The organism is Pseudomonas sp. BGA-UO-ETr-WB11, from assembly GCF_059567785.1.
Map to the genome: position 1 here is coordinate 86,459 of NZ_JCAQOS010000002.1, position 15,297 is coordinate 101,755.

The window sequence follows — 15,297 nt, forward strand, 5'->3', positions numbered from 1 at the left end:
GTAAAGCATGTTCAACAGCACCCTCTGGCTCACCCTGGCCACCCTTGCCGGCCTGGTTGCCGGTTTTGCCCGCGAGTGGCTGCTGGTCGCGGCCTGGGGAGCCAGTGGGCGCAGCGATGGTTTCCTGGTTGCCTTGTTCCTGCCCGAAGCGTTGCGCATGACCCTCGCCGCCGGCCTGCTTAGTGCCGCCGCCTTACCGCTGTACCAGCAGCGCGACAGCGCCGCCCGCCAGCGCTGGCTGAATACCCTGACCCCATGGTTGCTGTTGTTTGGCCTACTGCTGGCCTTGCTGTTTGCGCTCGGTGCACCGCTCTGGGTGCAGCTGATCGGCCCCGGCCTCGCCAGCAGCGCACAGGCGCAAGCCCAGGCCAGCTTGCAGCTATTGGCCTTTTGCGCACCGGGCTTACTCCTGCATGCCCTGCTGAGCATTGCCCTGCAGGCCCGTGAGCGCTTTGTGCTCGCGGGCCTCGGCTCCCTGCTGTTCAACTTGCCGCCGGTGCTGCTGCTGGCCAGTCAGGGCGCCGACAGCACCCCACAACAACTGGCCATGAGTTGCCTGCTGGGTAGTCTGCTGATGCCCCTGGTGTTGCTGCCAAGCCTGGCCAAGCTAGGCTGGCGCCCATGGCAATGGCGCGGCGAAGCCGGTGCCGGCCGCGAGCTGCTGGGCAAAATCGGCCCCCTGCTGGCCAGTAACTTGGCCAGCCAGGGTCTGGCACTGCTGGAGCGACTGGTGGCGAGCTTTCTCGGCGAAGGCGCAGTGACCTGGGTCAACCTGGCCCGCAAACTGATCAACCTACCCCTGATCGCACTGATGGCGCTCAACCAGGTGCTCCTGGGCATGCTCAGCGCACGCCATCAGGATGACCGCCTGCCCTTACTGCGCCAGGGCCTGGCCGCCGCGACCCTGCTCAGCCTGCCCGCCTCCCTCGGTTTGATTGGCGCAAGCCCAGCACTGATCAGCCTGCTGCTGCCTGAGCAAGCGGCCAACAGCCCACTGCCCAGCCTGCTGGCCTGGTTTGCCGTGCCCCTGGTGTTCGGTGCCTGGAATGCCATGCTCGCGCGCTTTGCCTACGCCGCCGGTGACACCCGTCTACCGTTGCATTGCGAGTTGGCCGGCAGCCTGTTGAATGCCGCCTTGCTGGCCCTGCTGCCGATGTTCTTCGGCCTACCTGGCATCGCCCTGGCAGCGTTGGGCGGCGTGTTGCTGACCAGCCTGTTGCTGCTTAAACAGCAAGGCCTGCTGCGCCAGTTGAGCTGGCCAACACAATGGCTGGTGAGCCTGTTGCTGCTGGCGGCCAGTGCCTGGCTGTTGCACCCGATCAGCAATATCTACTGGCAACTGGGCCTGAGCATCCTCGCCGGCGCCCTCAGCCTGGCGGGCTTGGCGCTCTGGCTAAAACCATGGCGCCAGCCCCAACCGCCCGTCAGCCCAACAGCTCGCTAAAGGCAATAAAGCGCACCGCGTCGCCTTCGTTCAAGGTGCTGTTTTCCAGCACCTCCACCAGGCCATCGGCCCAGGCTGCGCTGCGCAGTACACCGGAGCTTTGATTCGGATAGAGCACCGCACGGCCCTGCTCGATGCGGGCGCGCAGGTATTCTCGGCGTTTTCCGGGTTTGCTCCAGGTAAACGCTGCTGGTACCTGAAAGCCCAGCGGTTCGACCTCGGCCACGCCCAGGCGGCGCAGCAAATACGGCCGCGCCAGCAGGCCGAAGGTCACCAGGGTCGAAGCCGGATTGCCCGGCAGGCCGATCACCGGCACGTCACGAAACTGCCCGCAGGTCAGCGGCTTGCCGGGTTTCAGCGCCAGCTTCCAGGGGGTCAGCTCACCTTCGGCGCGCAGCGCTTCGCCAAGAAAGTCCGCCTCGCCCACCGACACACCACCGGTGGACAGTATCAGGTCGACGTCCTGTAACGCCCCCAGGGCTGCACGGGTCAGCGCCAGGTCATCGGCCAGAATGCCGCCATCCACCACGCTGCAACCCAGACGCTGCAACCAGCCGATCAGCAGTTGTCGATTGCTGTTGTAGATCTGCCCAGGCCCAAGGGCCTTGCCCGGCTCGACCAACTCGTCGCCAGTGGACAACACCGCCACCCGTGGCCGGCGGCGCACCCACAGTTCGGCCGCGCCCAGAGACGCCGCCAGACCGAGCTCAATCGGCGTCAGTCGCGTGCCCGCCTCCAACACCAACTCACCCGCGCGGGTTTCCTGGCCTTGAGGGCGGACGTTTTGGCGCAGCTTGAGCGGTTGTTTGAACAGAACGCGGCCATCGGCCAGCAGTTCAACGTTTTCCTGCATCTCGACACAATCGGCGCCCGCCGGCATGGGCGCGCCGGTGAAGATGCGCGCGCAGGTGCCGGGTTGCAGCGCGGCAGGCGCCGCACCGGCAAAAATTCGCTGACTGACGGCCAGTGGCTCGCCCTGCCAGTCGCCCAGGCACAGGGCATAACCGTCCATGGCGCTGTTGTCCCACGGCGGTAAGTCCAGCCCGGCCAGCAGCGGCTCGGCCAGCACGCGGCTGTCGGCCTCAGCCAGCGCCACACGCTCAACCTCGCTGATCGGCGTACTGGCGGCCAACTCCAGTAGGCGCTGCAGCGCCTCTTCAAGGGGTAGTAGGCCCGGTTGGGCGCAACAATCACTCATGCCGATTACCCCCGGCTCGGGCAGGCCGCAGCCGCCTTCAGATGGGGGACGAAATTGCACGGTCGATGGCGGGCATCCAGTTGTTCGGCGAGGATGCCGTCCCAAGCGGTGCGACAGGCATTAGTCGAGCCCGGCAGGCAGCACACCAGGGTACCGTTGGCCAAGCCGGCCAGGGCGCGCGATTGAATGGTCGAGGTGCCGATATCGGGCACGGATATTTGCCGAAACAGCTCGCCGAAACCGTCCACCTGCTTATCCAGCAAACAGGTGACGGCTTCCGGCGTGCTGTCGCGGCCGGTAAAGCCGGTACCGCCAGTGATCAGCACCACCTGCACCTGATCCTCGGCGATCCAGTGGGCCACCTGGGCGCGGATCTTGTACAGGTCATCCTTGAGCAACACCCGCTCGGCCAGGTTATGACCCGCCACAGTGAGGCGATCGACGAACAACTGGCCCGAGGTATCGGTGGCCAGCGAACGGGTGTCACTGACGGTCAGCACAGCAATGTTCAGCGGCACAAAAACCGCTTCGGCGTTATGGCTCATGACGCAATCCGGTTGAGATGAAAACAGGCCGGTGTTATACCACAGGCCCCAGCCAGAGCACCGCCATGCAGCCACCAAGCCCACAACCCAGCGCCTCTCCCACCAGTTCCGTGTTGCTGTTGGCAGGTGGTCGTGGCCAACGCATGGGCGGCCAGGACAAAGGCCTTCTGGACTGGCACGGCCAACCATTGATCGCCCATCTGCACGCCTTGACCCGGCCGCTGAGTGACGACCTGATCATCTCCTGCAACCGCAACGCCGAGCGCTACAGCGCCTATGCCGACCGCGTGGTGCACGACCATGAAGGCGACTTCCCCGGCCCCCTGGCCGGCATCCGTGCCGGCCTCGCCGTAGCGCGCCACCCTCATGTGTTGATTTTGCCGTGCGATGCGCCGTGCCTGGACAGCACCCTGCTGCACAGCCTGCTGAGTGCGGCCGGCGACACCCCGGTGATGCTGCGCCAGGGCGAACATTGGCAGCCGTTGTTCTGCCTGCTGCCGCGCCAGTTGCTCAGCGCCCTCGACGCCGCCTGGGCAAACGGTGAGCGCAGTCCGCAACGCCTGCTGCGCCAACTCGGCGCCCGCGCCCTGGACTGCGCCAGCGACGACCCGCGCCTGGCCAACCTCAACACCCCGGAGCTACTCCAGGCCGCGCAAAGTTTGAACGGGTGAATAAAACCCACCTCCAGAGCGCCCGAACAGGCTCAAGAATTTTACGCTAAGCCCTTGTCAAATAACCTTTTCTGAGTAGAATTGAACGCATTCGGAGTGTAGCGCAGCTTGGTAGCGCGTCTCGTTCGGGACGAGAAGGTCGCAGGTTCGAATCCTGTCTCTCCGACCAAATCCCAATAAAAAACCCGCCTTCATCGGCGGGTTTTTTATTGCCTGCGATTTGTTCAAGGCAACGCGGACAATTCGTTGACCACGCTTCAGCCACGCAAGAAACTGGCAATCTGCTCGGCCTCGAACGGCCAGTTGAGTTCGGTGCCGTTGTCGGTGCGGCGCAGCACGGGGATGCGCAGAGCGTAGTGGTCGACCCACTCTTCGCGCTCGACGATGTCGAGTAGCTCAACCAGCAGACCATGTTCAACGAAGGGCAGCAGCACCGACTCGGCCACCTCGCACAGGTGGCAGCCGAGGGTGCCGAACAGTTGGCATTCAGGAATCATGATGGCGCCTCCAAACTCTCTCAGAGGCGCAGTTTAGCGCGCTTACTCGGCGCTGGCAGGGCTGTCGACGCTCGGCGACACAAGGTTCTGCAGGCCGTCGAGCAGGCTTTGGTTGAAGCTCTCTGCCTTGTCCAGACGCTTGGCGTCGAAACGCTCGTCGAGACTGAATACACCACGGAGCATTTGCTCCAGGGTGCCACGGCCATTGTCGCTGGCCTCGGCGCTGCTGCGCAGGGCTTCCAGTAAGCCTTGGGCATAGTCGATCAGGCTGGCATTGACGGCACTGGCCGCCTGGCCACCCTCCTCTGCCACGGCGCTGTAGGCATCGGTGGCCTGGCGCACGCGGGTCTGGGTCAGTTGCAGGGACATGGAGGCCAGTTGTTCGCCATCCAGTTGCAGCTTCATGGCCTGGTCGAAGGCGCCACCGATATCTCCGGCGTAGAACTTGTCGGACAGCTCAGCCACCTGGCCAAACAGTTTGTCCAGGGCCGCGCGCTCCTCATCATCCAGCTCGCCCTCGATGCTGACCTGAAAGCCGGCCATTTGCAGGCTGCTGGACTGCTGGTTGATTTGCACCGCGCTGCCACTGCCATTGCTGGCGGCGGCCACGCTGGTTTGCGAGTAGCTGGCGGAGGCCTGAGCGACGGCGATACGCAGTTTGTCGCCATCGCGGGTGGTGATGTTCAGTTCGAAGGTTTGCGCCTGGGCGGCAAAACGCTCGCTGTAGGCCGCGACGGCGGTGCTGCCTGCCGTTGTCGTGGCGGGCGGCGTGGCGTAGGCCTGATCGAGACCGGCAAAACCGTCCTGAATGCGCTTGTAGGTGTCGTCGATATTGGCCGCCACCTGGCCACCGAGCACACCAAGACCATCGAGAATCTTGCGCGCTTCAGCAAAGCCCTGCTCGACGCCATCCCGGGCCTGGCTGAGGACTTTTTGCAGTTGCGCCGAGTCTGCGCCGTTGGCGGCCTCGCTGCGCAAGCGCTGGTCGATAAAGCCGAGGACTCGCTCGGCGACTTTTGCCGGGCTGTAATCGCTGGCCTTGCCGGCCAGGGCGCCCGCTTGCAGGCCCAAACGTTCGGCCAGGCGATTAGCCAGGGTTTGTTGGGCGTCGACACCGCCACGGGCGGTAGACTGAGTGCTAGACAGCGGTGCGCGGGCGGCACCGGGGGAAAGCGAAGCCAAAGTAGTCATGGCGGTGTACCGGGTTAAAGAAACATGCCTTGTTGGCGGCCCCGGCACGGCAAACTTGAACTTAACCCGCTGCCAGCCGACCAATGGCCAGCAGCACAGGCAACATGCCGCGACGAACACGCCAGCCTTGGCGGTCGCGGCAGTCGCTATACTCGCCCCACTTTGACCCAGGAGCATGCCATGACTATTTCCCTATACGCCGCCTCAATCCCCGTGTTCAAGCAGATGCTCGGCAGTCTCAGCGACCTGCTGCACAAGGCCGAAGCCCATGCCAGCAGCAAGAGCATCGAGCCCAACGCTCTGCTGCAGGCGCGTCTGTTCCCGGACATGTTTGCTCTGAGCCGTCAGGTGCAGATTGCTGCCGACTTCGCCCGTGGCGTGTCGGCCCGTCTGGCCGGTGCCGAAGTGCCCAAGTACGCCGACGACGAACAGAGCTTTGCCGACCTGCAAGCCTTGCTGAGCAAGAGCCTGGCGTTTATTGACAGCTTCAGCGCGGAGCAGATTGACGGCCACGAAAACCGCGAAATCGTCACCCGCCCCGGCACGCCGAAAGAAAAACGCTTTACCGCTCAGGACTACCTGCTCAGCTATGGCCTGCCACAGTTCTTCTTCCACGTAACCACCGCCTATGCGTTGTTGCGCCACAACGGCGTGGAAGTCGGCAAGCGCGACTATATGGGCACCTACTAAACCCGGATGGCGGCTACGCCACCTGCATGCGTAACACCCGCGTACCGCTCAAGGAGGATTGGTATGAAAAGATTGCTAGCAGCGCTGGCACTGACGCTGAGCAGTAGCGTCAGTGCCGCCGAACTTCTCACCTACCCGCGCCACTCTCAAGGCGCCAACCCTGAAGCCTATGTGGTCGATCTGCTGCAATTGGCGATTGACCACTTACCCAACAAGTACCTGTTGCAAGCGTCGCCCAACCCCATGAGTCAGTCGCGAGCCCAGCTCAACCTGGAAAATGCCGACCCGCAGCTGCAGGTCATGTGGGCGATGACCACCCGCGAGCGTGAAGCCAAGCTGCTACCCATCCGCATCCCGATCTATAAAGGATTGATCGGCTGGCGAGTGATCATGCTCCGAGCAGGCAGTGAGCAGTGGCTCAGACAGGTCAAAACCCTGGATGATCTCAAACCGATGCGCTTCGGCCAGCGCCATGACTGGCCAGATACCGCCGTGCTGCGCGCCAACGGCCTGCAGGTGGTCACCAGTCCCAGTTACGACAGCCTGTTCAGCATGCTCAGCGCCAAGCGCTTTGATGCCTTCCCGCGCGAGGTCGTAACCGCCTGGCAGGAACAAGCACGCGCTGAGGCCAGTGGCCAGGCGTTAGTGGTTGATGAGCATGTGGTGCTGCATTACCCCACCGCCTTGTATTTTTTTACCTCGCAGAAGCGCCCGGAGTTGGCCGAAGACATTCGCCTGGGACTGGAGGCGTCTATTGCTGACGGTAGTTTCGAGACGCTCTTCCAGCGTCACCATGGCGCCACCCTGCGTCGGGCGCGCCTTGACCAACGCCAGGTGATTGAACTGAACAACCCGGACTTGCCCAGCGAGACCCCGTTTGACCGCGCGGAGTTGTGGTTTCGGCCCTGAGCACACACAGGCGGACTGACTCACATCAAGTACGGCGTCGTCAGGTCAATCAGTTCTAGACCGCAACGCCGGGCTTGGGCATGCTCGCTGGCAGCTGCCGGAGAAGCCTTTTGTTCGCCAACCTATTGATTATCCTCACTGCCTCGCTGGTGGTCATCGCACTGTTCCGTCGCCTGCGCCTGCCGGCGGTGCTGGGTTATTTGTGCGTCGGCCTGCTGATAGGCCCGAATGCCTTCAACTGGGTGAACAACTCGGCGGACCTGCCACACCTGGCAGAACTCGGCGTGGTATTTCTGCTGTTTACCCTGGGCCTGGAGTTCTCCCTGCCGCGCATGCTGGCGCTGCGGCATGTGGTGTTTACCCTGGGTGGTTTGCAGGTACTGGCCAGTACCGCATTACTGGGCGGCACTCTGATTGTGCTGGATGTACCGCTGGCCGTGGCCCTGGTGCTGGGCGCAGGCCTGGCGCTGTCATCAACGGCCATCGTCAGTCGGGAGCTGAGCAGCCTCGGGGAAATTTTCAGCCGCCACGGCCAGAACGCCATCGGTGTCTTGCTGTTTCAGGACTTGGTGGCCGTATTGCTGTTGACCCTGTTGCCGGCCCTGACCTCCGACAGCAGCGGTGTCTGGTATGTGGAGCTGGGCTTGACCCTGGGTAAAGCCGTGCTGCTGTTTATTGGTTTGCTGCTGGCCAGCCGCTGGGTGCTGCCGCGCCTGTTCCATGAAGTGGCCGCGGCCCGCTCACCGGAGCTGTTTGTTACCCTGGCCCTGGTGATTGTGCTGCTGACGGCCTGGCTGACCCATGTGCTGGGGCTATCAATGGCGCTGGGCGCATTTCTTGCTGGCATGCTGCTGGGCGAAAGCCATTATCGCCACCAGATCGAGGCAGATATCCGCCCGTTCCGCGACATTCTCCTCGGCCTGTTCTTTGTCAGCGTCGGCATGCTTATCGATCTGCAGCAGTTTGCCACTGAGGGTTGGCTGATTCTGGCGGTGACATTGGGCCTGATGCTGATCAAAGGCAGCGTGGTGGCCCTGCTGGTCAAGCTGCGTGGCGAGGACAACCAAACCGCCTGGCGCAGTGGCCTGGCATTGGCCCAAGGGGGCGAATTCTGTTTTGCCCTGATGGCGCAGATCGAACAGGCGCAGCTGCTGCCCGGTCCCCAGGCAAAATTGCTACTGGCCGCTACCTTCTGCTCGATGGCCCTGACGCCCCTGCTACTGCGCATGGCGCCGGCCGTGGCCGCGCGCCTGCAACGCGCGCCCAACCGTGAGCTACAGCTGGACGCCATTAGCCAGGCCACGGCCCAGGTACAAGGCCATGTGGTGATTTGCGGCTACGGCCGGGTTGGCCAGTCCATCGGTCGCTTCCTGCGCCTGGAGCAGCAGGAATTTATCGCTCTCGATGACGATCCGATCCGCGTGCAGGAAGCCGCCGCCGGCGAAGACCATGTGCACTATGGCGACTCCAGCCGCACCGACCTGCTGCTGGCCGTGGGCATGCTGCGTGCGCGCCTGCTGGTGGTGGCCGTGGACAACGCCGACATCGCCCTGCGCATCGTCCAGCGGGCACGCAGCCTGCACAGTCACGTGCCGATTCTGGTCCGCACCCGCGACGACAGCCAGCAAGCCGAACTGCTGGCCGCTGGCGCCAACGAGGTGGTGCCCGAGTTGCTGGAGTCCAGCCTGATGCTGGCTTCCCATGCCCTGGTCATGCTCGGCGTGCCGGAGCCACGGGTACAAGGGCATATCGATCGGGTACGACGTAGCCGCTACAAACTGTTGCACGGTTATTACCACGGCGCCCACAACAACCTGCTGGATGCCCAGGGCCGGCCAAGGCTGTTGATGCACGCCGTGACCCTGAGCGCTGACGCCCACGCGTGCGGGCAGAACCTGCCGGCCCTAGCACTGGAGCAGTTGGGGCTGGAAGTTCAAGGGGTGCGCCGAGACGGCATCGAGTTGGCGCTGGATGCGAGCACCTATCTGTGCGCCGGCGATGCAGTGCTATTGGCCGGCCCATTGGAGGCCATAGAAGCCGGTGAAGCGCGGCTACTGGGCGGTTTGCGCTAAATCGCCACGACAGGCAATCACAGAACTGACCAGTCGCCAACCGACTAAGGTCTAAAAGCCAACCCGCGGTCTCCGTGGTTAAGTCACGCAGCTGTAACGGAAATTTCACATTCCACTCAGCCTGCCGACCTCACCAGGAGCCAACAATAATGAAAGCCACTCCCCTAGCCCAAGCCATTGCCCTCGCTGGCGTGGGCGCTTGCCTCACCCTGCCAAACCTGGCGCACGCTGATTTTATCGCCGACAGCAAAGCCAGCCTGGAGCTGCGCAACTTCTACATGAACCGCGATTTTCGTCAGGATGGCTCTCCAGCCCTGCCGACCGTCACCGGCAAAACACCAACCGAAACACGCAGTAAGTCCGAGGAGTGGGCGCAAGGCTTTCTGATGCGCTACGAATCAGGCTTTACCGAAGGCACTGTGGGCGTCGGCGTAGATGCCATCGGCACCCTGGGCGTCAAGCTCGACTCCGGCCGCGGCACCAGCGGCACTGGCCTGCTGCAAGTCGATCGGGATACCGGTGAAGCACAGGACAGCTACGGCGATCTGGGCGTAACCGCGAAACTGCGCGTATCCAAAAGCATCCTCAAGGCCGGCACCCTGATGCCCAAACTGCCGGTGCTTCTGTCCAACGACTCACGCCTGCTGCCGCAGAGCTTCCAAGGCGGCCAGCTGAACTCCATGGAAATCGACGGTCTGACCTTCGATGGCGGTCAACTGAGCCGCGTCAACCAGCGTGATTCCTCGGACCACGAGGTGATGACCCTCACCAGCAGCAGTAATGCCGCCCGTGGTTTCACCGGCCTTCCCGGCACAGGTCAGGGCAGCGACGAGTTCAACTTCGCCGGTGCCGGCTACAAGTGGAACGACCAACTGACCACCAGCTACCACTACGGCAACCTCGACCAGTACTACAAGCAGCACTACCTCAACGCCGTGCATGTGCTGCCAATTGCCGACAAGCAAAGCCTGAAGACCGACCTGCGCTTTGCCCGCTCGACCGACGACGGCCAAACCAACGTCGACAACAAGGCCATGGGCGCCATGTTCACCTACGCCCTGGGCTTCCAGAGCTTCGGCCTGGGCTATCAGAAAATGAGCGGCGACACCGGTTTTGCCTACGTCAATGGCACCGACGCTTACCTGGTTAACTTCGTGCAGATCGGCGACTTCGCCTTCAAGGACGAGAAATCCTGGCAGGCGCGCTACGACTACAACTTCGCGGGCATGGGCATTCCCGGCCTGACCTTTATGACCCGCTACATCAACGGCAGCGATGTTGACCGTGGCGCCGGCCTGGGCGAAGGCAAGGAATGGGAACGCGACATGGACATCGCCTATGTCGTGCAGGAAGGCGACTTCAAAGGCGTGGGCGTAAAATGGCGTAACGCCACCACCCGCTCCAACTTCGGCAACAACCTGGACGAAAACCGCCTGATCCTCAGCTACACCCTGGCACTCTGGTAACAGTCCCGGCAATGCAAAAGCCCGCTCAGTTGAGCGGGCTTTTTTATGCTGTTTCTCGCAGCACCAGCGTCACCCCGTAGGAGCGGCTTTAGCCGCGATGCTTTCAAGGCAAACGGCATCGCGGATAAATCCGCTCCTACATAAGCGTAATCGCACCTTCAACGCATCATGCCGGACAGCGTCTTGATGGCGGCAAACGCCGTTTGCCGGTCAGTGCAGAATCTGGCTAAGGAACAGCTTGGTCCGTTCGTTTTGCGGGTTGCTGAAGAAGCTGTTCGGCTCGCCCTGTTCGACGATCTCGCCCTTGTCCATAAAGATCACCCGATTCGCCACGGTGCGCGCGAAGCCCATTTCGTGGGTCACGCAGAGCATGGTCATGCCGTCTTCGGCCAGACTGACCATGGTGTCGAGCACTTCCTTGACCATCTCCGGGTCGAGGGCCGAGGTAGGCTCATCGAACAGCATGATCTTCGGTTTCATGCACAGCGCGCGTGCGATCGCCACCCGTTGCTGCTGGCCGCCGGAGAGCTGACCGGGAAACTTGTGCGCCTGCTCGGGGATGCGCACGCGCTCAAGAAAGTGCATGGCAATTTCCTCGGCCTGACGCTTGGGCAGCTTGCGCACCCACATCGGCGCCAGGGTGCAGTTTTGCAACACCGTCAGGTGCGGGAACAGGTTGAAATGCTGGAACACCATGCCCACTTCGCGGCGGATCGCCTCGATGTGTTTGAGGTCACTGGTCAGTTCGGTGCCATCAACGACGATGCGCCCTTGCTGGTGTTCCTCCAGGCGGTTGATGCAGCGAATGGTGGTCGACTTGCCCGAACCGGACGGCCCGCACAGGACGATGCGCTCGCCCGGTTGCACGCTGAGGTTGATGTCTTTCAGCACATGGAACTGGCCGTACCACTTGTTCACGTCCTGCAGCAGAATCATCGGCTCGGCGTTGGTTTTTTTGTTGGCTTCACTCATCATTAACTCCTCAGAGGCGCTGATTCAGGATTTAGCGAGCTAGAGCCAGGCAAGGCGAAAACAGTCGAGGAAGCGGAATGTACGTTTGTACATGAGCATTCCGAGAGTGTTTTCAACGCCGCCTGGCCGACGCGCAGCAAATACTGAACAGCTCCTAACGCTTGTGGCCGGTGTCCAACCTACGCTCCAAATGCATGGAGTAGCGGGACATGCCGAAACAGAAAATCCAGAACACCAAGGCGGCAAACACGTAGCCCTCGGTGGCCATCCCCAGCCAGGCCGGGTCGGTGGTGGCTTGCTTGATGCTGTTGAGCAGGTCGAACAGGCCGATGATGATCACCAGACTGGTGTCCTTGAACAGGGCGATAAAGGTGTTAACGATGCCCGGAATCACCAGCTTCAGCGCCTGCGGCAGGATCACCAGGCCCATCATTCGCCAGTAGCCCAGGCCCATGGCCGCAGCAGCCTCGTACTGGCCCTTGGGGATGGCCTGCAAACCGCCGCGCACCACCTCGGCAACATAGGCCGACTGAAACAGGATCACGCCGATCAGTGCCCGCACCAGCTTGTCGAAACTCAAGCCTTCAGGCAGGAACAGCGGCAGCATCACCGAGGACATAAACAACACGGTGATCAACGGCACGCCGCGCCAAAACTCGATAAAGGTCACGCACAGCACGCGAATCGCCGGCATGTCCGAGCGCCGCCCAAGGGCCAGCATGATGCCCAGCGGCAAGGCACCACTGATGCCCACCGCGGCAATCACCAGGGTCAGCATCAAACCGCCCCACTGACTGGTCGCCACTTCGCTCAAGCCAAAAAAACCACCGTGCAACAGCCAGTAAGCGAGCAGCGGCAACGCCAGCAGATAGCCCAGGGCATACAGCGCCTTGCGGGGCATACGCGCGATAAACAGCGGCGCCGCACCGAACAGCGTCAGCAGCACGGTAAGGTCGACGCGCCAGCGCAGCTCTGCCGGATAGAAGCCGTACATAAATTGGCCGAAACGCTGCTGCACAAACACCCAACACGCGCCCTCGCCGGTGCAATCGGCGCGGCTGCTACCCAGCCAGTCGGCATCGAACACCGCCCACTGCAACAGGGGCGGCAACACCAGCCAGATCAGGTAGCAGGCGAACAGGGTCAGCAGGGTATTGAAGGCACTGGAGAACAGGTTGTTCCGCAACCAGGCCAGCACCCCGACGCTCAAGGGCGGTGGCGGCAGATCAGGTTTGAAGATATGGCTCTGCATGGCTGCTCCTTACCGCTCGACCAGCGCGATGCGCTTGTTATAGAGATTCATCAGCATGGAAATGCTGATGCTGATGGCCAGGTACACACTCATGGTGATGGCGATGGCCTCAATGGCCTGGCCGGTCTGGTTGAGCACCGTGCCGGCGAACAGCGAGACCATGTCCGGGTAACCGATACCGGCCGCCAGGGAGGAGTTTTTCACCAGGTTGAGGTACTGGCTGGTGAGCGGCGGAATGATCACCCGCAGCGCCTGGGGAATGATCACCTTGCGCAGGGTTACGCCAGGGCGCAGGCCCAGGGAACGCGCTGCCTCGGTCTGGCCGTGACTGACGGCCTGGATGCCGGAGCGCACGATCTCGGCGATAAAGGCAGCGGTGTAGATGGTCAAGGCCAGGGTCAGTGCCATCAGCTCGGGGATCATCACCAAGCCGCCGCGGAAGTTGAAGCCCTGCAACTGCGGCAGGCTCCACACCAGCGGATTGCCGGCCAGCAACACACTCAGGCCCGGCAGTACCAGCAACACGGCGAGCACGGCCGGCAACAGGGCAAATGGCTGCCCGGTGGCTTCGAAGCGTGCCCGACTCCAGCGCACCAGCCCGACAATCACCGCAGCAGCCACTAACAGGCTGAACAGGAACGGCACAAAGGCATCGCTGGCCGCCGGTGCCGGCAGATACAGGCCACGGTTATTGAGGAAAAACGCCCCGGCAAATTCATGGCTCTGCCGCGGGCTGGGCATGGCCAGCATCACGGCGAAGTACCAGAAGAAGATTTGCAGCAACGGCGGGATATTGCGGAAGGTTTCAATATAAACGGTGGCCAGTTTGCTGAGGATCCAGTTCGGCGATAACCGCGCCACGCCGAGCAAAAAGCCCAGCACAGTGGCAAACAGGATGCCGATGACCGAAACCAGCAAGGTATTCAACAGGCCAACGACAAACACCCGGCCGTAGGAGTTGCTTTCGTTGTAGTCGATCAGGTGCTGGGCAATGCCAAAGCCGGCATTGTTGTCGAGAAAGCCGAAGCCAGAAATGATCCCGCGCTGGGCCAGGTTTTGCTGGGTATTGTCGAACAGGTACCAGCCAAACGCGATCACGCTGGCAACGGCAAGAATCTGGAATAGCCACGCGCGAAGCTGCGGATCGGTCCATACCGAACTACGCGGTCGCGGGGCATTGGCAGTGGTGTGCATGGCAGCCCTCATAGAAGCCCTGCCCCGCCTGGGCGGGAACAGGGTTCACTGGATCAGAACGACGCCAGGCAGCCCAATGGCAGCCCAGCGCGAAGAGGGTCAGCGCACCGGCGGTGCGTACTGCAACCCACCCTTGTTCCACAGGGCATTAAGGCCTCGGTCGATCTTCAGCTCACTACCAGCACCGACGTTGCGATTGAACACTTCGGCGTAGTTACCCACTTGTTTAACGATCTGTACGGCCCAGTCTTTAGGCAGTTTCAGGTCTTTGCCGAACTCACCTTCAGTGCCGAGCAAACGGGCAATGTCGGGGTTCTTGGTGGTTTTGGCCATGTCCACCACTGTCTGCGAATCAACCCCCAGTTCCTCGGCGTTGAGCATGGCGAACAGGGTCCAGCGCACGATCTTGAACCACTCGTCATCGCCCTGGCGCACGGCCGGGCCCAGTGGCTCTTTGGAGATGACTTCCGGCAACACCACGTACTCACTGGGCGCAGCCAGCTTGATGCGCTGAGCGTAGAGCTGCGACTGGTCAGAGGTCAGCACGTCGCAACGGCCCGCTTCCACCGACTTGGCGCTTTCGTCCGAGGTGTCATAGGTAATGGGCGTGTACTTCAGGCCATTGGCGCGGAAGTAGTCGGAGAGGTTGAGCTCGGTGGTAGTACCGGCCTGGATGCACACGGTAGCCCCGTCGAGTTCCTTGGCGCTGGTGACACCAAGCTTCTTGTTCACCAGAAAGCCCTGACCGTCGTAATAAGTCACGCCGGTAAAGCTGATGCCCATGGCCGCATCGCGGGAGCTGGTCCAGGTGCTGTTGCGCGAGAGAATATCGACCTCACCGGACTGCAGCGCGGTGAAGCGCTCCTTGGCGGTCAACGGACTGAACTTGACCTTGCTGGCATCGCCAAACACGGCCGCTGCCACAGCGCGACAGACATCCACATCAATACCGAGATAGTTGCCCTTGGCATCTGCATAGGAAAAGCCCGGCAAGCCATCGCTAATACCGCACTGCACAAAGCCTTTCTTCTGCACCGCATCCAGGGTCGAGCCGGCCTGAGCGAAACCGCTCACACCCAAAACGGCTGCCGTGGTCAGTACTGCCAGCGTAGATTTCACCATCTTCATCGATAATCTCCAGTTGCTGTTGTTGTGTTGGAGTCTCGGCCCAAGCACCCTATGGGAAGTGCCGAGCG

Annotated in this window: 14 protein-coding genes and 1 tRNA gene; 7 read left to right on the plus strand and 8 right to left on the minus strand. The window is 62.1% G+C overall.

The annotated features are described in order from the left end of the window. Positions 1 to 7: 7 nt before the first annotated feature. Positions 8 to 1,444, plus strand: coding sequence for a lipid II flippase MurJ (locus AC56DI_RS00810; protein WP_496344504.1), 1,437 nt, complete (start codon positions 8 to 10; stop codon positions 1,442 to 1,444). Here AC56DI_RS00810 and AC56DI_RS00815 read toward each other — a convergent pair. Together AC56DI_RS00815 and moaB are read right to left on the minus strand one after the other, a co-directional pair. Beyond that, positions 1,425 to 2,642: a molybdopterin molybdotransferase MoeA gene (locus AC56DI_RS00815; protein ID WP_496344505.1), complete on the minus strand. Its 1,218-nt coding sequence runs from the start codon at positions 2,640 to 2,642 to the stop codon at positions 1,425 to 1,427. The genes AC56DI_RS00810 and AC56DI_RS00815 overlap by 20 nt on opposite strands. Before the next feature lie 5 nt (positions 2,643 to 2,647). Beyond that, positions 2,648 to 3,187: a molybdenum cofactor biosynthesis protein B gene (moaB, locus tag AC56DI_RS00820; protein WP_496344506.1), complete on the minus strand. Its 540-nt coding sequence runs from the start codon at positions 3,185 to 3,187 to the stop codon at positions 2,648 to 2,650. A gap of 65 nt (positions 3,188 to 3,252) precedes the next feature. Here moaB and mobA point away from each other — a divergent pair, with 65 nt between their 5' ends. Then, positions 3,253 to 3,858, plus strand: coding sequence for a molybdenum cofactor guanylyltransferase MobA (mobA, locus tag AC56DI_RS00825; protein ID WP_496344507.1), 606 nt, complete (start codon positions 3,253 to 3,255; stop codon positions 3,856 to 3,858). Between the two features lie 92 nt (positions 3,859 to 3,950). Continuing rightward, a tRNA-Pro gene (locus AC56DI_RS00830) sits at positions 3,951 to 4,027 on the plus strand. 88 nt (positions 4,028 to 4,115) lie between these two features. Here the strand turns inward: AC56DI_RS00830 and AC56DI_RS00835 are convergent. After that, entirely contained in the window at positions 4,116 to 4,355 is a 240-nt protein-coding gene (locus tag AC56DI_RS00835; protein WP_496344508.1) for a glutaredoxin family protein, read from the minus strand. A gap of 42 nt (positions 4,356 to 4,397) precedes the next feature. Then, positions 4,398 to 5,546 carry a DUF5610 domain-containing protein gene (locus AC56DI_RS00840; protein WP_496344509.1) on the minus strand — a complete coding sequence of 383 codons (1,149 nt, stop codon included), beginning with the start codon at positions 5,544 to 5,546 and terminating at the stop codon, positions 4,398 to 4,400. Between the two features lie 180 nt (positions 5,547 to 5,726). On the opposite strand from AC56DI_RS00840, the gene AC56DI_RS00845 reads away from it, so the two are divergent. The 4 genes from AC56DI_RS00845 (at position 5,727) to AC56DI_RS00860 (ending at position 10,683) form a co-directional block, all read left to right on the plus strand. Next, positions 5,727 to 6,236, plus strand: coding sequence for a DUF1993 domain-containing protein (locus AC56DI_RS00845; protein ID WP_496344510.1), 510 nt, complete (start codon positions 5,727 to 5,729; stop codon positions 6,234 to 6,236). 63 nt (positions 6,237 to 6,299) lie between these two features. Then, positions 6,300 to 7,145: a substrate-binding periplasmic protein gene (locus AC56DI_RS00850; RefSeq protein ID WP_496344511.1), complete on the plus strand. Its 846-nt coding sequence runs from the start codon at positions 6,300 to 6,302 to the stop codon at positions 7,143 to 7,145. A 110-nt stretch (positions 7,146 to 7,255) separates the two neighbouring features. Then, entirely contained in the window at positions 7,256 to 9,217 is a 1,962-nt protein-coding gene (locus AC56DI_RS00855; protein ID WP_496344512.1) for a cation:proton antiporter, read from the plus strand. A 149-nt stretch (positions 9,218 to 9,366) separates the two neighbouring features. Next, positions 9,367 to 10,683, plus strand: coding sequence for an OprD family porin (locus AC56DI_RS00860; protein ID WP_496344513.1), 1,317 nt, complete (start codon positions 9,367 to 9,369; stop codon positions 10,681 to 10,683). Between the two features lie 210 nt (positions 10,684 to 10,893). On the opposite strand, the gene AC56DI_RS00865 is transcribed toward AC56DI_RS00860, so the two are convergent. From AC56DI_RS00865 to AC56DI_RS00880, 4 genes are all read right to left on the minus strand, one after another. After that, positions 10,894 to 11,655, minus strand: a complete 762-nt coding sequence (locus AC56DI_RS00865) for an amino acid ABC transporter ATP-binding protein (protein ID WP_496344514.1) — start codon at positions 11,653 to 11,655, stop codon at positions 10,894 to 10,896. Positions 11,656 to 11,809: 154 nt separating this feature from the next. Beyond that, complete coding sequence (locus AC56DI_RS00870; RefSeq protein ID WP_496344515.1) at positions 11,810 to 12,907, minus strand: amino acid ABC transporter permease; 1,098 nt, start codon at positions 12,905 to 12,907, stop codon at positions 11,810 to 11,812. A gap of 9 nt (positions 12,908 to 12,916) precedes the next feature. Further along, positions 12,917 to 14,101, minus strand: a complete 1,185-nt coding sequence (locus AC56DI_RS00875; RefSeq protein ID WP_324519112.1) for an amino acid ABC transporter permease — start codon at positions 14,099 to 14,101, stop codon at positions 12,917 to 12,919. A gap of 99 nt (positions 14,102 to 14,200) precedes the next feature. Beyond that, the gene (locus AC56DI_RS00880; protein ID WP_324519111.1) at positions 14,201 to 15,229 is read right to left on the minus strand and encodes an amino acid ABC transporter substrate-binding protein; all 1,029 of its coding nucleotides are present in this window, start codon (positions 15,227 to 15,229) and stop codon (positions 14,201 to 14,203) included. Between the last annotated feature and the right edge of the window lie 68 nt (positions 15,230 to 15,297).